The sequence below is a fragment of the Pseudoalteromonas aquimarina genome (assembly GCF_049257255.1).
GTDB lineage: Bacteria > Pseudomonadota > Gammaproteobacteria > Enterobacterales > Alteromonadaceae > Pseudoalteromonas.
In genome coordinates this window covers 525,721-547,425 of the sequence record NZ_JBMMUG010000004.1, presented here as the reverse complement: position 1 = coordinate 547,425, position 21,705 = coordinate 525,721, and the positions used below count along the sequence as shown (strand labels likewise).

The window sequence follows — 21,705 nt, the reverse complement described above, 5'->3', positions numbered from 1 at the left end:
CGTACATTAGAGGTTATTATGATTGCGCTAATGCGCCCTTGTTAGGTTCTGCTGCAAGTCCAACACATAACGATATAGCCACACATGCAGCACTAATCTTTTTTATAACATCAGTCCATATTTTAGATTCTTCTTTAGACTTAGATTTTTCCAAAGCTAGCTGTAGTAAAGCCTCTTTAACATCCATTCCAATTTCTTCTGAAAGAAAAATAACTTGGTTTGCTGTTAGGTGTCTGTCGCCTTTTTTAATTTGCGTCATGTTACCAGAATTAATATTTGGCATGTCTGCTATGACTTGCTTGTCCTGTGAATAGCCTTTGAAAGCTTTATATTTTTCAATAAGTTGGTAACTAAAATTCATAATAATCTCCTTACGTACCACATTATAGTTGTCAATTTTGGAAAATAAAAAGTTGACAACTGTCAAAACTGTAAGCTAGACTTTATCACAACTTCCAACTTTGACAGTTTGTCATTTGGAAAAAGACGGATTTGATAAGGAAATAATTATGCTTTCAGATAAAACTTTAAACGTGTTAACTCACATCGTTAATAACGAAATTAGAGAAAAAGCATACATTCGTTCTATTCAAACTGGTGTTGTTCAAAACGGTATCCTGCAACAAATGGATCTCGAAATAGCTGATTTACACAAAATCTGTTACGAGCTAATCAACTACAAATCAAATCTACAAAAACGTGATGTATCTATCGTTAAAACATCACTAGAAGCAACTGCATTTGTTCTTAAAGCTTCAAAGGTTGCTAGATAATGAAATTCTACTGGCAAGAAATCCCAAACCAAGATGAATACGGCCTTATGTTTAGTGGCCTAGATACGTATTTATCCTTTTATTCAAAAGCTGAAATGATTGCTTGGATAATTGATTACCAACAAGGTGCGGAATTTGAGCTAGTAGAAGTCGACGAAAACAACCGCGAAGATTTGCTTATGTCGGGGGCGTTTGACTAATGAAACTTGCGCCTAAGCCACAATACCAGAACGTAACTAAGGTCGATTACCTAACCGTTACTTTTTGCCCTGCTGAAATTCAACGCCTAAAGACTATGGCTAAATGGCACGTTTCAACGGGTGAATATAAACATTACCGCGAAGCTTACAATGCTCTAATCTGTGCTGAAATCTTTAGTGAAGATGGTACTGACGACTTTGATTTAGTTAATGTAACTAAACGCACTACAGCACCTTTTTATACTGATGAATCAGAAAAAGCTTATAACGATTTATTTGATAACAACAAGCGCTATTCAAACAATATGCCTTATGACGACAAAATGGCTCTATGTAAGGTTGTTGTCAAAAAAACACAGAAATACAAAGTATTAGAGAATCTTATTCAAGGTGAATTTCAGCATTTCTTAACACTATTAAATACAGTAGTAGCTAAGGATGCAGACCGAATGAACCCAGATGAACAACCGTGGACTATTCGCCAAAACCAAGGCGGTATGTTTACTTATGACCATTCAGCAACTCTTTATCGCCACGGTGTAAACAGCGGTTTAGTTGCTTGGGGCGCTAACAATGCTGGCTGTATGGTTTCTTTTTCGGGTACTGGTTGCAAAGGCTTAGATTTAAACCTTTTGCACAAATTATTATCACGTATGCCTCACGCAAAAATCACACGTCTTGATATTGCATACGATGATTACGAGGGCGAAATTCCTGTTGATGAATACTTACGCCAGTATGAAATGGGTAACTTTGCACTTACCAATCAAATGCCTAACTGGTCATATATTTGTGGTGGTACATACGTATCACTTACCAAAGAACAACAAGCTGATTTTAAGAAAAAACACGGATGGCAAAAAAAATACGACTTAGTGCCTAACGCTGGTTCAACGCTTTACGTTGGTTCCCGCTCAAACGGCAAAATGTTTAGAGCCTATGAAAAAGGCCGCCAAATGGAATCTACTAATCAACCTAATTGGGTACGTGCTGAATTAGAGTTACGCGCAACTGACCGCACTATTCCACTTGATGCACTTATTAATACAGATGCGGTATTTGCTGCGGCCTATCCTGCCCTAGCCTTTATTTCGGAAAAACGCCTAGTTATCGAAACCACAAAACGCAAAAAACAAGATTCAAAACTAGTCGATATACGCGCACAACATGACGCTACTGAGCAACGCTTATTTAAATATCACAAGCTTGCTTATGGTAAGTGCGTTAACTACATGAAACAGATTTTACAGCTATCAGATAGTGAAATAGTTAAACAATTAACCAAAGGATTGGCGATTGATGATATGCCAACCAAGTTAAGGCAAACGCTCGTTATGCCACCGAATTTTAAACAATCGGAGAACATCCCATGTCATTAAAAGTAGTTTTATTAGGTGCCACTTTAGGCAACGGTATCAGCACAAAATCTGGTACACCAAAACCATACTCAATTGCATCTATTGATTACATTGTGCCAGCAAGTAGTTATCACGCTGGAGACCACAACATTGATAAATGCGGCTTTGATAAAAAGTCAGTAAACATGCAGCACAACACCGAACTATTTAACAAAGTTCAAAAATTAAGTGTCCAGCATGGGGTTTGTGAAGTTGATTTAATCCTTTCACCAGACCCAGAAAACCCAGCTCGTAACATCGTCACTGATATTACTTTAGCTAAGGACTAATTATGCAGTGCGTAACGATTTTACAAGACGGCACATTACAGGCCAGTAGCACAAGCTGCGATTTTGTAATTGTTACGCATGAGGAATATTTAAACCTCGGCATGCAAGGATTAGCGAATTTGTTAACTGAACTATTCGCTTTTGATTTGGCAACATTCAGCATGATAAACGCAAGCTGCTTTGTTGCTTTTATTGTTGGTCATAGTATCGGGCGTGTAGTTCGAACTATGGGCAAAGCTTAAATATTTATTACTTACTCACTCAAAAAGGAAATTTCAAATGTTGAAATCACTTAAAACTAAACTAGCTATCGTTGGTACTTCTGTTCTTGCTTCTGCTTCTGCTTTTGCAACTGACCACACAGCTGCTATTGGTACGGCTGTTACAGAAGGTACAGCAAACTATACCGCTGTAGTTCTTGGTCTTTTAGGTCTTGCCGCTGTTGGTTTCGGTGTTGGCTTCGTAATCAGCAAGCTTAAAAACTAATGGTTACTAGTATTGGCTTAGCTTGTTTCTTCGTATGGGTCTTTGCCGAGGGATTTACCAGCGGAGTCCGTACTAGTTAATAAATGGCGGTTTTATACCGCCTTTTTTATCGGTGATTTATGCGCTACATATCTATTCTACTCCTTTTAACATCATCATTTATAGCATTGGCTGAAACACCTCCAGCTGGCTTGAATCCACAATTAAATTGGGATACTCGCGTTGAACAATTGCAAAAACCAATCTGGGAATGTACCTACGGATTTAATAAAGTTGATATGCAAGAGGGGCGCGTCATTGATTGTGCAAAAGTAATTCAAGATCATGTTGATAATCAATACTGTGATGTTACTCCATATGATAATGGCCAAGGTGGTTTTTACTATCAATATGTTATGAATTCATCTCGTTCTTGCCCTACAACAACTCTTGGAACGTATTTAAAAACAGATAGAACAAATGGCTATTGTCCAGACGAACAACATCCAAATCACACAGCAGAATATGAAGACGATAACGGAACAAAATGGTGTTTAGAAATTAAATTGCGTAGTGATGATTGCCCTGAACCAAGCGCAAACGATTATTTCATATCATCTGTTGGTGGAGGTCAAAGAGACGTCTGTTATAACAATCCTGACGGTACGCAATGTAAAATTACAACTGACACTGACGGGTCATTTTTTCAGCCTTACATTTACGGCTCTCAAGAATCTGTTGAATGTTTACCTGACCCAGAACCAGACCCTGACCCAGACCCTGACCCAGAACCAGACCCTGACCCGACAACAGACCCAGACCCTGACCCAGAACCAGACCCTGACCCGACAACAGACCCAGACCCTTTAGGTGATGGAACGGATGCTGACAACACAGACGCAACAACTGAAATACAAGCGCTAAATCAAGTAAACGATAACTTGTCTGTAATTAACGATAATATGCGCGAGGGTAATAAGGCCATTTCAGATAGATTGGATCAATTAGTTGATGAAACACAAAACAGTAATTCTTTGCTATCTGATGTTAAACAAAACACGTTTGATACAAACGGAATTTTATCAGACATAAAAGACGCTGTAGAAAAAGAACCCGACCAAATCACAATGTCTGCTGAACGAAAAACGGGCGGATTAAATGACCTTTTCAGCGCTGAAAAGTTAGCAATTTTAGAGGGTGATAGAGATACATTAAAACAGGATTTAAAAGACTATTACTCGCAAATTCAAACTGAAATCAAAGGTATGTTTGATTTACAAATTAATGCCACTGGTGTTTATGAAAATAGAACTATGACGCTCAAAGGGCAAACTATTGAATACGGCATGGGTCGTTTTGCTACATTTTGGCAGCAATTAGCACCTATCGTACTTTTTATTTTTTCTTGTTTGGCTTTATACGCTGTTTTAGGGGGTGTCCGTGCTTAGATTTATATTTCTATTATTGCTTTTATTTCCTTGCCTATTGCTTGCTGATACCTATGTGGGTGAGCAAGGCGCAGCACAAATGCAAGGGAATTTTTTCACAGATTTTTGGGGGTTCTTTGAAACTGACGTTCCCAATTTTATAGACCGATTTTGGTCTTATATTACTGTTTGGGCAGTAAAGTTTTATTTTGAAATGAAATTAGAATCTATCAAATTCGCGTGGTTTATTGCTAAAGAAATTTTAGAAAGCTTTCAAGTGGGTTCGCAAATCGCTAGTGCTGCAAATGCTTTACCTAATGACGTAAAGGCCGCTTTGGTTGATTGTCGGTTTTTTGATGGATTAAACATTTACTTAAACGCTTTAGTTACTCGATTTATTTTAAGGATAATTTAATGAGTACTTATTTATTTCATGGCGCACCTGGTTCTTTCAAAACAGCTTCTGCTACTTGGTTTGAAGTTCTCCCAGCTCTACGCAAAGGCCGCTTAGTTGTAACTAATATCGAGGGAATATTACCGCTTGAAACAATAGAAAATGAACTAGGTGAGACATTCCCCGAATCAGCGCAGTTATGGCGTTTATCCAGCCAAAATGATATAGGCGAAATGTTATGGCGCAATTGGTTCCACTGGATGCCTGTAGGTGCTTTAGTTGTAATGGATGAGGTACAAGACATTTATCCAATTGAATCAAGATTCAAGCCTGAATCATGCGATTACAAGCACATATCAACATATAAAGGCGTTCTACCCGAATATATGTACGATTATCATATGGCTAAGCTTGAAGAAATAAAACCAGAAGATTTGACAGATGCAGACACCGACGATTTAGGAATAGAAAGGTTTAATGAATATGGCCACGTTATTTATCCAAAGACCCTCAAAGAAGCATACATGCGACACCGAAAATATAACTGGGATATCCTCTGTTGCACTCCCGACATCGGAAGCGTCCACAAGTACATTAGAGCTGTCACCGAATACGCCTACGCGCATAAATACTTCGATGGACTTTCAAAAATCCCGTATTACTACAGGCGGCCAAGAATCCATGAGCATAACCCCAAATTTGACGGAAAAAAGCCAAACAAAAACGAAACAATCAACTGGAAAAAAGTCCCGTTGGATGTCCACAAGTGCTACAAATCAACCGCTACCGGAAGTATTACGGAAGGAAAAGGTAAGAATTTCATTCTCAGCCCTCAGCTTTTTATTGTTACCCTTTTATTCTTTTGTAGTATCGGCTTTTTACTATGGTATTTCTTTGCCGATAAAGACGTTGTGGAGAATAACAGCCAAGCCGCGCAAGTTCCTGTTGAAAGTGTTTACAAGACTGCTGTTGTTAATAATAGTGATGATAACAATTCGGTATCTACTCGCACTAATGTTCTTTTAGAGCTTCCATATAATGCTAAACAGGTTTTTGTTTCTGGTATTGTCACAAAAAAAGATGGTGCGGCATTTTCTAGGCACATCATTTTTGAACTATTAACGCCTGATTTCGGATCTATATCACTAACCAATGTTGAACTACTTGGAATGGGAATAACAACTAAATACATAAATGAATGTAATGTACTTTTACAATCCCAAAAATACGAATATCGCGCTTTATGTAATCCAAGACCTATAAGCAATCAACAACAAGACCAAGATAAATCAACAATAGAATTACAACCGTTTGGCATTGGTAGCGAGTCAAGCGAAGTCTGAGCGTAACGAGCTAACAAGCCAATAGGTATTAATATGAACGATAAACAAATTATTGAGATAATTTTACCGCTAACGATTTTTGAAATTATGTTAGCAGTTCTTATGGCGTTAATAGTGTATGACGTTCTTTCATGCCTATTATTTAAGCTTAAAGAAGCTTTAGCTGATAAAGATAAAGCTTAATTTCACTCGTTTGGGGTTATTAGGGGCTTGCCCCTGATGCAAAGCCAACATGCACAAATCAATACCCGTACATCATTTCGACAAGGGCAAAACACGCTATATTTGTATAAATATGGCTGGTTCGCCCCTTGCTAAACCAAAAAAATGTTTAATTTAACGCTGATGTATCAGCCCTCCCCCCTAATACTAATAGGGGGGGAGCAAAAATTTAACCGACTATGCACATAAACACATTACAAACGTTTACAGACTATGATTGTATACAAAATGCCTAGAATATTTACTCAAAACCTTAACCACTGAAATATAAGGAGTTAGACAATGGTTAAGGTAGACTTTCAAAGTCAATTCTATTCACTATTCGGCTTAGATTATGAGTTGGCATCTAAACAGCTTGGTAAATCACCAAGGCAAATAAGACGCTACATAGATACAGGTCGCGTGTGCCCTACTATAAAGATTCTTGTTGATATTATGTATCGAGGATATTTACCAAACTCGAATGGTTGGCATGATGCCTTTATAGATAAAGATGGAATTATGCATACACCTTACGGAAAGGCTACATCTGGTGATTTAGCATACTTGCATAATTACAAGTGGGCTGCACATAGAGCCACTGAGCAACTTAAAAATGCCAGAAAAAGGATCTCAGAGTTAGAACAGCTATCAAATAGCGATGAAATCCAAGATGCACTTTTAGAGATTGTTGCTAAATTAGCTAGAAAAACTGGTTAAAATACTTTAAGTTAGGTTAATGCTTACCTAACTTTTTTTCATTTAAATGGATTTTTTGTCATATATTTTTATTTCTAATTTTTCCTTTTCATCAATTCAGACTCAATATTCACCTGATCAATTCGACACAATTAAACATAAAGGTGTTGAAATTTCACTTATTCGTCCAAAGAATGGTCAATTTAATTTAAATAGCGTTTGTTATTTACAAAAATCTGATAACAAAATATATGAAGAATGTCTAAAAGCTGCTCAAGCTTATTTTGATAAAATCTGTCAGTTGCCAGCTGTGAAAAAAAATCCAACTAAAATGAAGATGTACTGTGACGCTTCAAGAAATTTCTACAACATGCCAAAATGAAATTTATAAATTTAGCCCAAACAGTAAACAAATAGATTTAATTTTTTACATTAATATTTATAGCTGGTTAGTTTAACGCTTCCCACTGTATAGCACCCATTAGAATGTTAAATTATTTATCAAATAATTCCCTATATCTCAGCATCGACTTTGCACTATCTACCAATATCTCACCATTTGATACCTCAGCTAAACAACAAACAAACTCTTCAAAACTTTTGTCATGCTTGATTATTTGACTACATATATTTAGTTCTTCAAGTATTGAAGCAGCATAATGATTAACTACAACTTGATCACTATTTAGTTCAACCAACCTTTTTAGCAATTTTTCTGTAGGTAGAAATACTTGGAAAAGCTGCAGGGACATTACATATAAATGTTTTTCATTTCCATTTAATTTATGTTCTAACTCTTCCTTTTTATGAATACTTTGAATTTTGCTTGATATTTCTCCTAATTCTTTAAGTGGTATGTCTGATAACTTCATTTTTATGTTTTTTTTACTGAACTCAAACTCTCTTTCTTTATCTAAAAATAATTGTATTCTCAAAAATTGTTTATCTAATGCTGAAATTACTTGCTCTCTCTTATATTGATCTCTATTTTCTTTGAAATCTAATTTTGTGAGTTTAATAACATCTTCGTGCTGTTTTTTTTGAATAAATGTTGTTGTGATTAATATCAGAATGGTAGTGAATCCTAAAATTGGATTTAATATTCCACCTAAAAAGTCACCTAAAGAGCCCCAAGCATCTCTTTCATAACCGATAGGAAAGAAATTATCGAAGTCAGACATATAGGTACTTATTGCCCAATAAGTTGTTAATACTGCCATGATGGAAATAAAACACCAAATTTGGAATAAACTCTTTTTAATATTCACCTCATTACCTTTCTTTTCAGTATTTTAATTAGTCTCAATATAACACGATATAAATATAATATTGAGAACTAAAAATCCATACGTATGTTGTTAATAAAAAAGATGAAAACTTTTCTATCCTCTCTTTTTACACATCGATCCTTACAGGTTGTAATTTGATGTTTTCTTTCAGCGCACATCTGGCATTAGAATATCATTTTTTATCACTGATTTTATGTCCAGTTCTATAAGTTTCTCTAGTATTCAGGAAAACGACCCATTTGGTCGTTTTTATCTTATTCATAATTTGCATCATGATTAAAAGTATATATGTAGCAACAAGTTAGTAATTATGATAGAACTGGTACAATGATTAAAAGAACCCGCGGCTCGGTAGAAAAACGACCCATTGGGTCGATATTAAATTGTTATGTGTATTGAGAGAGTCTAGTGTTTAATTTTCTAAAGAAGAAAAACTGTGAACAATGTCGCTCTTGGAAAAGCAATAAATTAGTTAAGAACCCATCAGAGCTATCAACGCTGATAAAGCGAATAAGATCGGATGTGAATGAAGGGAAGCTGATCGCACTTCCACCAATAGAAGATGGATTCCAAGAAGAGTTTCGGCTAGTGCCAAATAAAGCTCCATGGTCGGACATAATTCTAAATTATTTCGAATGTTCTAATTGCAAAGCTAGGTTTAAACTTTTTGCTGACACCTATCATGGCAGCAATAGAAACGGATGGTACAAAGAGTAACAATACACATAACAAGTTACTCAAAAGGACGCAAAACGCTTGGCTTGTGCTCCTTCGTCGCTAATTTTAGCCAAGCATTTATGCGCCTATTAGTAAGGCGTTATATTTTTGGAGGAAATCAAACAATATGAAAATAACGACAGATGAACTTGAAAGGTACATTGCTATTGCAAATCGTGCGGATTTATCAAAGGAAGAGTACCAAGAGACTAAAGCGTTCTTTTTAAAATGCCAGACTGTTTTTTCTCCACCTAATACTTACATTCCAAGAGTTAGCGCAGCGTTACAAGCATTAGAACATCATCAGCCAGAAAACTTTCAATGGTATCAAAAGCCACTAGGGCTTGTTGTAATTGCAGCATCAGGGGGTGTTTTAACTTATGCTGTTTTGCTTGCTCTTGGGTGGGTAACCTTACCTCAAGGCTAGCTTTGAGTACAAATATAACAAGGCGTTTAAGGCAGATTCGCAACGCTAGGCATTTATGGTTTGCTTTGAATTTAGTGTTTACGGCACAATGGTTTAGGTTAGGTGGTAATGTTGCTCACTACTTAACGCAGCGTTAAGACGAACGGATTCGTAAATAGGTGAGTAAACGTGAAAAAAAGATATGGGTTAGTGCTCATTGAAGCGAGACGTACAACTATATGGGTTATAAGATGCTTCTGTTTACTTTTGGTAGTGTATTACACCAATGCTCTAATGGAGTTAATCGAAACAGGCTCATTTTATCGTAGAGGTAATTTTTATACTCTGGCTGAACACCCAAGGTCTTTTTATATCAGGGCAGCTAAATATGCAGTTTTTGCATTTTTACCACTTTGGTTTATGACACTTGGAACCAAAGTTAAGACCGAGACATAAAAAGTCAATCAAATTGACGCAAAACGCTTGGCTTGCGCTCATTCTTCGCGAATTTTAGCCAAGCATTTTCAAGTCCATTATTGAGGCGTTTCGAATAACTGAAATCGTTACATATTCTAATTTTGATTTGATTCTTATGGCAATATGACAATTCAATTTAAGCTAATAACTGACTAATAAAAAAGGGAAATATGTACATTTCCCCTTTTTTACACATCGAACCTTGCAGGATATTTGCTTAAGCTCTTCTTTTAGCGCATATCAGTCATTAGAATATTATATTTCAGCATTGATTATATGCTCATTTGCTATGAGTTTATCCTTTAATCATAATTTCCATAATGAATAAAAGTATATATCTAGCAACAGGTTAGTCTTTATGATAGAACTGGTATAATGATTAAAACAACCCGTGGTTCGGTAGAAACGACCCATTGGATCGATATTAAATTCTTATGCATATGAGTATCCATGTCTTACCTTATCAACATATTTTCTGAAAATAGCGATCAAGCTAAATTAGTTACGACAATAATTGCCGCTATTATTGCGGTGGCTGTAGTGTTACTTAATCAATGGTTTAACTCTAGGAGATCACGTAAAGAAAAACTAATAGACAAAATAGAAGAGATGTATGCTGGTGTTATAGGTTTGCGTGAACTTAATCGGCTGATATATATTGAGTTCTTAAAGGGATATGAATTAGCTAGAAAAGGCAATTATGCATCTGGTTTATTAAAGGACCCTGATAGTAAAATTGCTGATTTAAGCAATGAATATTCTAATAAGTTACATTCAACGGAAATGTTAGCTGGATTATATTTCAATACAACACTCAATTGTATGAAAAAAATTAAAGAGAGTTTTGCGGAACTGCACAAGCAATTAGCTATTAAAGGTGGCATTGGTTCCAAAGCTAAACTTGATAAAGAGCTTGCTAAAATGGAAGAAACTTTTAATGAATTGTTTAAAGAGTTAGAAGTAATTATGAATTCAACTATGCATTAAAAATTGTTTTATTTTGCATAAACTCTAATGATTGAACAAACAATTGCTAACATGGCCAGTCAGCAGGTCGCAGCATAGCTGCGCCTCTGCTGGCGGTGTTAGGCTAAAGGAGGGAAGGTTGAGTAAGTACAGTGAAGATATCCACTTTGGTTTGGGTGAATTAGTATTTGATATTTATTTATCAAACTACAAACGTGGCATCAGTACTTTGTACTCAGTGAGCCTTCTATCAAATAAAAAAAGAATAGCGAATTTTGCAGATCGAGTGGGAATGAGCAGAGGAACGGCTGAAAATTATTCAGAGCGTTTGTTTAATCTATTTAATGAACTGAATGGCTTTGATCTACATAATGGTTTAGGTGCGTGTACTAAAAAACAAAGGGAAGTCGGTCTGCGAGTATTTGACCCAAAACTTTTTCAAGTATCATTACAAAGTTACTCATCTCTTGAAGAATCACTAGAAAAGCAAATCGCTAAGGCATTAAAATCGACGAGTAGTGAAAGAAAAGAAAGGATTAAACTTTCCAATGGTAAGCCAAAGCGTGTAAATGTCGTGACAACATACTATATACGAGACCCTGATGTTATTGTAGAAACATTAGTTAGAGCTAATGGGATCTGCGAAAAATGCAAAAACAAAGCCCCATTTGTACGCAAAAAAGATAAGTCACCTTACTTAGAAGTACATCACATTATTCCACTCGCTGAAGGTGGGGATGATTTGTTGGAAAATACAATTGCTTTGTGCCCCAATTGTCACAGAAACGCACACTTTGGCATTTAGCCTAACAAACTGTTTAAGAGTGATTCGTAACAAATGGCAATATGACAATTCAATTAAAGCTAATAACTGACTAATAAAAAAGGGAAATATTCACATTTCCCCTTTTTTACACATCGTACATTATAGGTATTTATATTGTATCTTTGGATATTTTTGATAGGTTTATTTTAGTCTTAATATAATAAAAAAGGTTTTGCATTTCTAAGCACAAAACCTTTATTGAGTTCATTATTTTTTAAGCATTAAGAATCGTACGTTTCTTGAATCGCTTTAATATGAATGATGTGTTGTTCAGAGGCTGCGTCAATATCATTAAATTGTTCTTCAAGAACTCCAGTACTAATGCCGACAGCAACAACTAAAATTGAAATAAGGGAAACCGTAACTTTGGTAATACGAGAAGTATTTGTAAAGAAATAATATACAAGCCACAGCAAAAATAGGTAAACCACAATTTGCCATGCGTAATTAAAAAGGGATTGTACTAGATCCATACTATATACTTCTTTACTAATAGTGATTTTATTCTATCAAGAAGCGTCACCATTTTACTATTTATTTTTATCTGCACGTTTAGCTAAAAAGCGACCAAACAAGTTTAAAAGTAAAACAAAAAGAAACACCACTGATAATAAAACAAGTATTTTCATGGAAAAGCACTGACTATTTATTCATAGATAATTCAAAACTACCCTACTTTGAATTTCAATTCTAGTTATAACGATAAAACAAATAGATATGTAAATTAGATATAAGTATTAAGGTAAAAAGCCTTTAATGCTTTGTAAAAAATTACCTTCACGCGTGTGATTAGAGTGAATTTTAGGCAAAGGCATGCCTGGCAGTGATTCAAATTACTTTTCTGATTGTCAATTTCACTAAAATCTCTACAATATGGCGCTTTACATGCGTCGTTAATCTTCACTTTTAATTGTTAAAAGTGAAATCTGGCTCTATACAGCCAACATTTAGGAAGTAACATGATTTCCAATGAAGCCAAACTCGTAAAGCAAGCCTTAATAGCAAGTGGCCTTGAAACCCCACTTAAAGATGTAGGTTTAAGTCCAGAGCAAAAATATGAAAAAATTAAAGACTTATTTACAGAGGTAGTTGATACGCTTGGTTTAGATTTAGAAGATGATAGCCTAAATGAAACTCCTCACCGTATTGCTAAAATGTATGTTCGTGAAATCTTTGCTGGGCTGGATTACGAAAATTTCCCAAAAATCGCATTGATTGAAAATAAAATGAAAGTTGATGAAATGGTTAAAGTGAATAACATTTCATTGACTAGTACATGCGAGCATCATTTTGTGACGATTGATGGTTACGCAAAAGTTGCTTACATTCCAAGTGAAAAGATAATTGGCTTATCTAAAATCAATCGTATTGTGCGTTTTTTTGCAAAGCGTCCACAAGTTCAAGAGCGCCTTACACAACAAATACTCATTGCATTACAAACGTTATTAGAGACAGAGAATGTTGCGGTTTCAATTAATGCAACACATTACTGTGTTAAAAGTCGTGGTGTGATGGATGCAACCTCAGATACGTCAACAACTGCTTTAGGGGGTATTTTTAAAACAAATACCAATACACGTTCTGAGTTTTTGGCAGGATAAAAATGGGTGTGATAACTTGATTATCACACCCTTAAAACTTAGCTTTGAGTTTGAACACTCTTTACAAATTCAACAACCGGCACACCATTACATTTCAAAGCTTTTACTTTAGCTGAACGTTTTGCTACCGCTTTAACACCTAAACTAGCAGCTTTTGCACATAACTGTGTCGCACTGCTGTCATCAACTAATTCAAACTTTTCCGTTGATAAATTTGCTGCTTCTTTTGCTTTAGCAAATTGTTTAAGTGCAACACCATTACATTCAATGTCTGAATAATGTTTACTGATAAACACGCCTTGTGATTTTGCGAACGACTTAGCCGCTTGAAATCCATCTGCTTTGGCTACATTACATACTGAAGTATAAAATGTATTTGGTGCAACATCGTTACTTGCGAAGGCAACTGATGACGCAGTGAGAGAAAGTACTGTTACTAGCTTTAGCATAATATAGCTCCTAAATGAATTTTGAGCGAATTATATACACTGTTTTTTGTTTAACAATGAAAATATTAGCCAAAATCAAACTGTCTACAAATTAATCTAGTTCAGTGTACATTAAGCTCACATTTGCAACAGTTTGTTAGCAAAACACGCTTTTTGTTGATAAGGAAAACGCGTAAAAATGAAAGTAAATCGGATGTGGTTAGTATTATTAATTTGTTTTTCTGGTTTTGGATATTCAAACGTTGGTTGTTTAAATACACAGCAAACTGAAACTATAAATAACAAAAACATGACTATTAGAGTGATGACAGCAAATGTTGCACATGGTCGCGCTACTAATTTCTCGCAATTAACAACATCAACAGAAGAAATAAAACAAAATTTAGATGCGCTATCCGAACACATTAATTTTCATAAGCCAAGCATCGTTGCACTCCAAGAGCTTGATTCCCCCTCTTGGTGGAGCGGTAATTTTGATCATGCAAAACGCTTAGTTGAGAACACATCTTTTGGCTATTATATGGTTACTAATCATGTTGATGCTTGGTGGGGTAAGTATGGCACTGGAATATTGTCTAACTATCCCTTACAAAACTGCAAAGGGTTTACCTTTGCACCTAGCTTTCCAACGACAAATAAAGGATACAGTTATGCCGAAATAGATTTGGGATACGACCAACTTATAGGCTTAGTGTCGCTGCATTTGGATTTTTCGCGGGTATCTGTGAGAACTCAACAAATAACTGAGTTAACAAAACAGCTAAAACAAAATAAAAAACCCCTCATTATTATGGGTGACTTTAACACTGATTGGCGCTGGCAAAGCTCAGTAGTAAAGACACTGAGCGAAGATTTTGATTTAACCTTGTTTCAGCCCGAGTCAAACACGTTAAACACATTTGGTGATAAGCGTATCGATTGGATCATTGTCTCTCATCATTTTAAGTTTAAACAGTATAAAACGGTTGGCGCTGGTTTATCTGACCATTTATTTGTCATTGCGGATCTTATTTATGACCCTAATTAAGCTAATTCTTTTATTCATATTTCTTTATTCATTTAAAGTTTTGGCCGTAATGCCTAAGGACATTCAATTTTTAATAGAGCAAGTAAAAAGTAGTGACTGTACTTTTTTCAGAAATGGTACTGCGTATACAGCCAAAGACGCAGCAAATCATCTCACATTGAAATATAACAATGGAAAACGCTACGCAAAAAATGGCGATGATTTTATAAACAATCTTGCGAGCAAAAGTTCATGGACAGGCATAAGTTATAAAATGAAATGCCCTAATTCAGAAGAAATTACTACCAAAAAATGGCTCTTAGACCAATTAAAGTATTACAATAATTCTCTAGACCACGCTAAATAACTTGCAATACGGATTTATTACTGTATAGTGCACCCTCTCCGGCAAGCGCTGTGTTTTGGGACTTTATCAGCCATTCGTCGGAATTAACGCTTTAAATGCGTTTACTGTGTGACGAGGTAAAGACCAAACATAATTGATGAGCTCAATGTTCATTGGTGCTATATGCTGCCATGTATATTTCTACATTTGGCCTCTACCTCCGTGTATCTTAATTAGGCGAAAGCCGCAAAAAAGTTGAGTAGTAGATGTCAAACGACAAAATTTTATTCGAAGAACTAGCCCTTCCTACCCCTATTCTAAGTGCGATTACAGAACTAGGTTTTGTAGAGCCAACCCCGATTCAACAACAGTCTATTCCGGCGTTACTTGCAGGTCATGATGTACTTGGTGAAGCACAAACAGGTACTGGTAAAACAGCCGCATTCGGTTTACCACTTCTTGCACGTATTGATGAAAATGTAAATGCACCACAACTGCTTGTGGTATGTCCTACACGTGAGCTTGCTATTCAGGTAGCTGAAGCAATTACAGATTTTGCTAAAAACATTCGTGGCATTAATGTTGCGACTGTTTATGGTGGTCAGTCTTATACAATTCAAAACCGCGACTTAAAACGTGGCCCACAAATTGTTGTTGGTACACCTGGTCGTATGATGGACCACATCGAAAAAGGCCGTTTAAACCTAGATAATCTAAAAGCATGTGTATTAGATGAAGCTGATGAAATGCTTAACATGGGCTTTTTAGACGATATCGAGTGGATCTTAGATCATGTTCCAGAAGATACGCAAATGGCGTTTTTCTCTGCAACTATGCCTGCGCCAATCAAAAAGATTACTTCTCAGTTCTTAACTGATCCTGTACACGTAAAGATTGCCGTTGAAAAACAAGCGAAAGCAAACATTACACAGCGCGCATGGCGTGTAGGTGCAATCGGCAAAACAGCTGGTCTTGAGCGCATTGCAGAAGTTGTAGATTACGATGCAATGATCGTATTCGTTCGTACTCGTAACGATACGCTTATTTTAAGTGAGCACCTTGTAAATAAAGGTTTCAAAGCAGCAGCGCTAAATGGTGATATGCAACAACAAGATCGTGAGCGTATTGTTGATCAACTTAAGAATGGTCGTATCCATATTCTTATTGCAACAGACGTTGTAGCGCGTGGTTTAGACGTTCCTCGTATCAGTCACGTAATTAACTATGATTTACCATTTGATAGCGAATCATATGTTCACCGTATTGGTCGTACAGGTCGTGCAGGCCGTGAAGGTGAAGCGATTTTATTTGCTTCGCACCGTGAAATGCGTTTATTAAACCGTTTAGAGCGTGCAACAGAAGGTGAAATCACACCGTTTGAAATGCCTGATGCAAGCCAGTTAAGCAAACACCGTATTGAAAAGACAAAAGAAAAGCTTGTAAACGTAGCTGCAAGCCCGAATCTTGATAAGTACGCAGAAGTGTTGGCAAAATTCACTGAAGAAACTGAAATCACGACAGAGCAACTTGCTGCAGCGATGCTATATCAGTTACAGCAAAAGTTACCGTTATTCCCGCAAGCTGATCCAATTGATAAGCGTGGTGAACGTCGCGGTCGTGATGGCATGCGCAATGAACGTGGTGATCGTGGCGAGCGTCGTGGTCGTGATGGCGGCCGTGAAGGTGGTCGTGAACGTCGTAACCCAGGTGATTTTGCTACTTATAAATTTGCTGTTGGTCGTGCACAAGGTGTTAAACCTAGTGATATCGTTGGCGCAATTGCAAACGAAGTGCGTATTAATTCACGAGAAATCGGTAACATTAAATTGTTTGATAATCACTGTCATGTTGAATTACCAAAAACGTTACCAGGCCAAGGTTTTGAAAAGCTGATGAATGTTACAATTCGTCGTCATAAAATCAACCCAAGCTTAGTTGAAGGCGCGGCACTTAATGCTGGCTACGATTCTGACAATCGTGGTAAACGTCCAGCTCGTAAACGTGAACGTTTTAATGATGATCGTTCAATGAAAACGTTTAAAAAGAAAACAAGCAAGCCTAGAAGAGAAGAACGTTCAGTACCTACTTTTAACTAGTAACGTATTTTTATTCTGAAAAAAGCCATGCATTGCATGGCTTTTTTGTTATGGAATACTTACAAATTTCAACAACAAAAAACGTGAAAACACAGCGTTATCATCACATACTATAAAACACAAAGATTAGTAAATTAACTAAGGTAACATTTGCGTTTTATAGCTCGTTTTACCATTGGTTCCATATTCATTGCCACATTAAATGCATGTAGCAGTATCTCAGGAAGCCAATTATTCACAAATTATAATCAGCAAATTGCGCCTGTCAGAAGTGCGCTCACACGTAATGATGTAGCTAATGCACCATCATTATTGCCTGCACTTTCAGACAATAATGTTTCTTTTACGCTAAATCAGCTTGAAAAAGGTCGTGTAATGCAACTTAATCATCAATTTGAACAGAGCAAAGATGATTTTAATACTGCGCTAACACACATAGATGCGCAGAATTTTGCTGCATCAATCGAAATAAGCAAAGGGTTAGAAACCACGGCGTCATTTTTAACAAACGATAATGTTCGAGAATATTTCGTCCCCTACTATGAACAAACCATGGTTCATACTTTACAGGCACTTAATTTTATAGCGCTTAATGACATTGAAGCTGCATTAGTTGAAATAAGAAGGGCCAATTTAGTTCAAGAACAAGCACTAAAGGTAAATGTTGGTTCACTAGAGAAAGCCGCACTTAATGCAAATATTGATTTAAATGAGCTGTATGACAGTTACCCGAGTATGGACACACTCATTGGTGATGTTAAAAATGGATTTCAAAACGCCTTTACGTTCTATTTATCAGGATTTCTATACGAAGCTGTAGGAGAATACAACTCAGCTTACATAGATTACAAACGTGCCATTGAAATATTTCCAAATAATACCTACTTGCAGGATGATTTATTACGATTAGCCAAATATTTATCTTTTGATGATGAATATCATTTATTCAAGCAACAATTTAATCGAACCTCTCAAAGCAATCATTCTAAGCTAAGCCCGGTTCTCATTGTTTTTGAGCAAGGACTGATTCCGGAAAAAGTAGAATCACGCATTGATTTACCTATATTCACATCAAAAAATGATATGCGTTTTTACAGTGTAGCAATGCCAAGTTATAGCGAGGGTTTTTCACAGCAAAGATCAGCAGTGGTTAATGTTAAAAAAAATAACATGACGACAGAGCCTATTGTTAATTTGTCATCCCTTGCTGCTAAAGATTTAAAAGATCGTATGCCAGGAATTGTTGCAAGGCAAATTACCCGCTTAATAGCAAAAGAAGAATTTCGCCAAAGTGCAGCAAGAAACGGTGGCGATATAGGAAATATTATTGCTACGCTTTACAACCTCGCAAGCGAACGTGCTGATACGCGTTCGTGGCTAACACTGGCAAATAATTACCAAGTTGCTAAAACCTACTTACCTTACGGTGAGCATATTCTAAATATTGATTTTAATGGGCAAACACGCTCCATCACGATTAACTCTCAAGCCAAACAGTCGGTTTTAATTAAAGTTGTCTCTATTGGCTCAACCTTTAACACTTCTGTTTATACGATATAGGTGAAGTTATGAAACATACTATCGCGCTTTTTATTTTACTAATTTTTTTACAAGGATGTGCCAACAAACCGGTCACATCAGGTACAGGAAGTGACCAAATTGCACTTAATGATTCATGGCAAAAACATCTACGAGTGGATAATAAAGAACTTGGGCAACGTTTATATATTTCCAACGTTTTAACCCGTTCAACAAATGGTTTGCTCGATGTAAACTTAGAATTAACAAGTAGTTATAAGAAAACACAAAACTTACAATATCATTTTAATTGGTTTGATAAAGATGGTTTTGTTATCGAAGAAGGTAAAGAGCCGTGGAAATCATTAGCGCTCCATGGCCATCAAGTAGTTAACTTAGGTGCAATCGCCCCAACAAAAAACGTTGCAAAATTTACGTTATATGTGCGTGAAGTTAACGAAACTATTTACCGTTTTTAATGCATAACCAATAAAATTTTGAAGGTATTTTATGAAAAAGACACTATTAGCAACCTCTATATTAACAATGCTGACACTAACAGGTTGTGCCAACCGTGAAGTTGTTACATATGGAGATGCAACCGAAGTTGAAACGGTTGATATTGGTTTTGGTTCAACCGATTTACAAAAAGTCGCTGCAGAGATGACTGATTCTTTATTAGTTTCACCTGCTATGGCTGAGTTTAGTAAAAATGGCCGCCCTATTTTCTTTGTTGAAAGAATTAAAAATAAAACCAGTGAACATATCGATACAGAATCAATTACTGATTCTATTTCGACTAAATTGTTACGTTCGGGAAGCGTACGCTTTGTTGATATGGCACGCGTTGAAGCTGCTCGCGAACAATTAACCTATCAACAAGACGGCGGTATGGTCGACGCTAATTCAGCAATCGCATTTGGCCAACATGTAGGTGCTGAATATATGCTTTACGGCAATCTCTCAAGTATCGTTAAGTTCAATAAAGATAAACAAGATGTTTATTACAAATTTACAATGCGTTTGATGGATTTAAAAACAGGATTAGTAGAATGGGCCGATGAAACTGAGATCCGTAAAAATCGTGAAAAGAAACGTATAGGCTGGTAAATATAGGATGATAAGAATATTTGTCATTATTTGTTCATTTTTTTTGCTTACTATAAGTTCATCAGTAGATGCATATGAACGCAATAAAGCTGTGCCTGTTGAAAAAGTCGTTTATGGCAAGATTGAGTCTGTACGTAGAATTACAGAAACAGAGCTTGTTCGCGATAAATCAGCAGGTTGGCATCATTTTGGTGGTGCAGTTATTGGCGGCGTCATTGGTAATCAATTTGGTGATGGTAGCGGTCAAGTTGCTGCTACCGTATTAGGCTCTTTAATTGGAGCTTCAATTGCTAACAATCACTCGTCACGCTATAAAGAAAAGCGCTTACAACTGATTGAATTATTCATTTTAACCGAAGATAAACAGCGTGTTATGGTCGTTCAAGATGTCGACCACAACATGCAATTTTATAAAGATAACAGTGTTAGAATTGTTTACCTAGTTGGCGGTAGTGTTCGAGTGGATACTGTTTATTGAATAAATTGAAAATACAACACGGGTATTGCAGCAATAGCAATCACTAAAATAAAGTACAAAATAATATCTTTATGTAAAGTACCTTTGTCAGCTGACTTGGCCATAGTTAAACTCCTTTTAAACTAAGGTTAATAATATGTACAAACTAGCAGAAAAGAAAGTGCTAACCACTTCTTTTCTGTATTTAACTGTTTAAAGTAGTTTTATTTTAACATTTGGTAATTCGGCTTCCAATTCCAATTCATGTCCCATTCTTAATACTTTAAACTTTATCTTCTCACCGCCTTTAAGTGATTTGGTATATTTTAGAATGTTCAAATAATTTTGTTCTTCACCTGTTAAAATGTGTGGTCCTATCGCTAAAATTACATCGCCACCTAAAATAACCGGTGTTTCATCGATAACAGCAGGAATAACGCCACCTTTTAACCCAAGTTTTTCAGCAAAACTTTGTGTTGCCACTTTTTCAATTAAAAGCCCTGCTCTTTGCGGTACATTTAGCGCTGCTGCCATTACTGGAGTTAAAAAGCTATATTCAATACCAAACCAGACCATAGGTTGGTCGATTAAAATATTCTTTACCATAGCGGTACTTGCCGCAAAACCAAGACCTTCATTTCCCCCAGATTGAGACTGAATGTAACTTACAACCCCAATCAATTCGCCGCTGGCTAGAAATAGAGGCCCGCCTGAATTACCTTGGTTGATTGCAGCATCAGTTTGAATAAATTCAATTTCGTTAAAGCTTGGGTGTTGATGAATACGTCGACCACTTAAATGCCCCACTGTTAAAGTATGCTCAAGCCCATAAGGAGTGCCGATAACAAATACTTCATTGCCAATTTGGGCTTTATTTGAATCGCCTAATTTAACGAAAGGGAAATTTTTGTCATTTGTGATTAATTTAATAAGCGCAATATCAGCAGCCTGAAAACTAGCAATTACCTTCGCTTTGTACTCACCACGGTTTTTTACATTAACAGTTAACTCATCTGCACTATTTACAACATGCGCAGCAGTTAAAATTAACCCCTCTTTATTAATTAGCGTGCCAGTTCCTAAGCTGCTTGCTGTTTTAGTGACTAACTGGTTTGCTTCGGCACGCACCTCTTGGGTGTCTGAATAAATAATAACGACTGATTTATCAAGTTTGTTATAAAGGGAGCTGTAATCCTTAGCAACAAGTGATAAAGGAATAAAAAGAAAGGTGATGAGTAAATTTTTTAACACT

27 protein-coding genes are annotated in these 21,705 nt (G+C 36.3%); 22 read left to right on the top strand and 5 right to left on the bottom strand.

The genetic code is table 11. The features are described 5' to 3' along the window. Positions 1 to 16: 16 nt before the first annotated feature. Positions 17 to 361 carry a hypothetical protein gene (locus AAEU29_RS13235; RefSeq protein ID WP_421973792.1) on the bottom strand — a complete coding sequence of 115 codons (345 nt, stop codon included), beginning with the start codon at positions 359 to 361 and terminating at the stop codon, positions 17 to 19. 148 nt (positions 362 to 509) lie between these two features. On the opposite strand from AAEU29_RS13235, the gene AAEU29_RS13230 reads away from it, so the two are divergent. The 11 genes from AAEU29_RS13230 to AAEU29_RS13180 all read left to right on the top strand — a co-directional run bounded on the left by AAEU29_RS13230 (position 510) and on the right by AAEU29_RS13180 (position 7,210). Beyond that, on the top strand, positions 510 to 773 hold the full coding sequence (locus tag AAEU29_RS13230) for a hypothetical protein (RefSeq protein ID WP_421973791.1): 264 nt from the start codon (positions 510 to 512) through the stop codon (positions 771 to 773). Next, positions 773 to 973: a hypothetical protein gene (locus AAEU29_RS13225; RefSeq protein WP_421973790.1), complete on the top strand. Its 201-nt coding sequence runs from the start codon at positions 773 to 775 to the stop codon at positions 971 to 973. Before AAEU29_RS13230 ends, AAEU29_RS13225 begins: the two co-directional genes overlap by 1 nt. Next, on the top strand, positions 973 to 2,352 hold the full coding sequence (locus AAEU29_RS13220; RefSeq protein WP_421973789.1) for a replication initiation factor domain-containing protein: 1,380 nt from the start codon (positions 973 to 975) through the stop codon (positions 2,350 to 2,352). Before AAEU29_RS13225 ends, AAEU29_RS13220 begins: the two co-directional genes overlap by 1 nt. Then, positions 2,343 to 2,660: a CTX-RstB family phage integration protein gene (locus AAEU29_RS13215; RefSeq protein ID WP_421973788.1), complete on the top strand. Its 318-nt coding sequence runs from the start codon at positions 2,343 to 2,345 to the stop codon at positions 2,658 to 2,660. Before AAEU29_RS13220 ends, AAEU29_RS13215 begins: the two co-directional genes overlap by 10 nt. 2 nt (positions 2,661 to 2,662) lie before the next feature. Beyond that, positions 2,663 to 2,902: a hypothetical protein gene (locus AAEU29_RS13210; RefSeq protein WP_421973787.1), complete on the top strand. Its 240-nt coding sequence runs from the start codon at positions 2,663 to 2,665 to the stop codon at positions 2,900 to 2,902. A 37-nt stretch (positions 2,903 to 2,939) separates the two neighbouring features. Next, positions 2,940 to 3,146, top strand: coding sequence for a hypothetical protein (locus AAEU29_RS13205; RefSeq protein ID WP_421973786.1), 207 nt, complete (start codon positions 2,940 to 2,942; stop codon positions 3,144 to 3,146). Positions 3,147 to 3,265: 119 nt separating this feature from the next. Then, entirely contained in the window at positions 3,266 to 4,573 is a 1,308-nt protein-coding gene (locus AAEU29_RS13200) for a hypothetical protein (RefSeq protein ID WP_421973785.1), read from the top strand. After that, positions 4,566 to 4,967 (top strand): DUF2523 family protein, encoded by a 402-nt coding sequence (locus AAEU29_RS13195; protein WP_421973784.1) that lies wholly within the window; start codon positions 4,566 to 4,568, stop codon positions 4,965 to 4,967. Before AAEU29_RS13200 ends, AAEU29_RS13195 begins: the two co-directional genes overlap by 8 nt. Beyond that, positions 4,967 to 6,289 (top strand): zonular occludens toxin domain-containing protein, encoded by a 1,323-nt coding sequence (locus tag AAEU29_RS13190; protein ID WP_421973783.1) that lies wholly within the window; start codon positions 4,967 to 4,969, stop codon positions 6,287 to 6,289. Before AAEU29_RS13195 ends, AAEU29_RS13190 begins: the two co-directional genes overlap by 1 nt. 33 nt (positions 6,290 to 6,322) lie before the next feature. Continuing rightward, positions 6,323 to 6,472: a hypothetical protein gene (locus AAEU29_RS13185; RefSeq protein ID WP_421973782.1), complete on the top strand. Its 150-nt coding sequence runs from the start codon at positions 6,323 to 6,325 to the stop codon at positions 6,470 to 6,472. A gap of 321 nt (positions 6,473 to 6,793) precedes the next feature. Further along, the gene (locus tag AAEU29_RS13180; protein WP_421973781.1) at positions 6,794 to 7,210 is read left to right on the top strand and encodes a hypothetical protein; all 417 of its coding nucleotides are present in this window, start codon (positions 6,794 to 6,796) and stop codon (positions 7,208 to 7,210) included. A gap of 473 nt (positions 7,211 to 7,683) precedes the next feature. Here AAEU29_RS13180 and AAEU29_RS13175 read toward each other — a convergent pair whose 3' ends face one another. Beyond that, the gene (locus tag AAEU29_RS13175) at positions 7,684 to 8,457 is read right to left on the bottom strand and encodes a hypothetical protein (RefSeq protein WP_421973780.1); all 774 of its coding nucleotides are present in this window, start codon (positions 8,455 to 8,457) and stop codon (positions 7,684 to 7,686) included. A gap of 865 nt (positions 8,458 to 9,322) precedes the next feature. On the opposite strand from AAEU29_RS13175, the gene AAEU29_RS13170 reads away from it, so the two are divergent. From AAEU29_RS13170 to AAEU29_RS13160, 3 genes are all read left to right on the top strand, one after another. After that, positions 9,323 to 9,622 carry a hypothetical protein gene (locus AAEU29_RS13170; RefSeq protein WP_421973779.1) on the top strand — a complete coding sequence of 100 codons (300 nt, stop codon included), beginning with the start codon at positions 9,323 to 9,325 and terminating at the stop codon, positions 9,620 to 9,622. Positions 9,623 to 10,528: 906 nt separating this feature from the next. Then, on the top strand, positions 10,529 to 11,065 hold the full coding sequence (locus AAEU29_RS13165) for a hypothetical protein (RefSeq protein ID WP_421973778.1): 537 nt from the start codon (positions 10,529 to 10,531) through the stop codon (positions 11,063 to 11,065). Positions 11,066 to 11,183: 118 nt separating this feature from the next. Next, positions 11,184 to 11,849 (top strand): HNH endonuclease, encoded by a 666-nt coding sequence (locus AAEU29_RS13160; RefSeq protein WP_421973777.1) that lies wholly within the window; start codon positions 11,184 to 11,186, stop codon positions 11,847 to 11,849. A gap of 242 nt (positions 11,850 to 12,091) precedes the next feature. Here the strand turns inward: AAEU29_RS13160 and AAEU29_RS13155 are convergent, their stop codons facing one another. Then, positions 12,092 to 12,343, bottom strand: a complete 252-nt coding sequence (locus AAEU29_RS13155; protein WP_421973776.1) for a hypothetical protein — start codon at positions 12,341 to 12,343, stop codon at positions 12,092 to 12,094. A 486-nt stretch (positions 12,344 to 12,829) separates the two neighbouring features. Here AAEU29_RS13155 and folE point away from each other — a divergent pair, with 486 nt between their 5' ends. Next, positions 12,830 to 13,471: a GTP cyclohydrolase I FolE gene (gene folE / locus AAEU29_RS13150; RefSeq protein ID WP_421973775.1), complete on the top strand. Its 642-nt coding sequence runs from the start codon at positions 12,830 to 12,832 to the stop codon at positions 13,469 to 13,471. Positions 13,472 to 13,509: 38 nt separating this feature from the next. Here the strand turns inward: folE and AAEU29_RS13145 are convergent, their stop codons facing one another. Next, positions 13,510 to 13,920: a hypothetical protein gene (locus AAEU29_RS13145; protein WP_421973774.1), complete on the bottom strand. Its 411-nt coding sequence runs from the start codon at positions 13,918 to 13,920 to the stop codon at positions 13,510 to 13,512. 193 nt (positions 13,921 to 14,113) lie between these two features. On the opposite strand from AAEU29_RS13145, the gene AAEU29_RS13140 reads away from it, so the two are divergent. The 7 genes from AAEU29_RS13140 to AAEU29_RS13110 all read left to right on the top strand — a co-directional run bounded on the left by AAEU29_RS13140 (position 14,114) and on the right by AAEU29_RS13110 (position 20,474). Further along, positions 14,114 to 14,947: an endonuclease/exonuclease/phosphatase family protein gene (locus tag AAEU29_RS13140; RefSeq protein ID WP_421973773.1), complete on the top strand. Its 834-nt coding sequence runs from the start codon at positions 14,114 to 14,116 to the stop codon at positions 14,945 to 14,947. Next, positions 14,934 to 15,293, top strand: coding sequence for a DUF5329 family protein (locus AAEU29_RS13135; protein ID WP_421973772.1), 360 nt, complete (start codon positions 14,934 to 14,936; stop codon positions 15,291 to 15,293). Before AAEU29_RS13140 ends, AAEU29_RS13135 begins: the two co-directional genes overlap by 14 nt. Positions 15,294 to 15,538: 245 nt before the next feature. Beyond that, complete coding sequence (locus AAEU29_RS13130) at positions 15,539 to 17,368, top strand: DEAD/DEAH box helicase (protein WP_421973771.1); 1,830 nt, start codon at positions 15,539 to 15,541, stop codon at positions 17,366 to 17,368. Positions 17,369 to 17,518: 150 nt separating this feature from the next. After that, positions 17,519 to 18,928 (top strand): COG3014 family protein, encoded by a 1,410-nt coding sequence (locus AAEU29_RS13125; RefSeq protein WP_421973770.1) that lies wholly within the window; start codon positions 17,519 to 17,521, stop codon positions 18,926 to 18,928. A gap of 8 nt (positions 18,929 to 18,936) precedes the next feature. Next, the gene (locus tag AAEU29_RS13120) at positions 18,937 to 19,365 is read left to right on the top strand and encodes a YcfL family putative periplasmic lipoprotein (RefSeq protein WP_421973769.1); all 429 of its coding nucleotides are present in this window, start codon (positions 18,937 to 18,939) and stop codon (positions 19,363 to 19,365) included. Positions 19,366 to 19,396: 31 nt separating this feature from the next. Further along, the gene (lpoB, locus tag AAEU29_RS13115; protein WP_421973768.1) at positions 19,397 to 19,996 is read left to right on the top strand and encodes a penicillin-binding protein activator LpoB; all 600 of its coding nucleotides are present in this window, start codon (positions 19,397 to 19,399) and stop codon (positions 19,994 to 19,996) included. Between the two features lie 7 nt (positions 19,997 to 20,003). Continuing rightward, on the top strand, positions 20,004 to 20,474 hold the full coding sequence (locus tag AAEU29_RS13110) for an outer membrane lipoprotein (RefSeq protein ID WP_421973767.1): 471 nt from the start codon (positions 20,004 to 20,006) through the stop codon (positions 20,472 to 20,474). A 192-nt stretch (positions 20,475 to 20,666) separates the two neighbouring features. Here the strand turns inward: AAEU29_RS13110 and AAEU29_RS13105 are convergent, their stop codons facing one another. After that, on the bottom strand, positions 20,667 to 21,704 hold the full coding sequence (locus AAEU29_RS13105) for a S1C family serine protease (RefSeq protein WP_421973766.1): 1,038 nt from the start codon (positions 21,702 to 21,704) through the stop codon (positions 20,667 to 20,669). Between the last annotated feature and the right edge of the window lies 1 nt (position 21,705).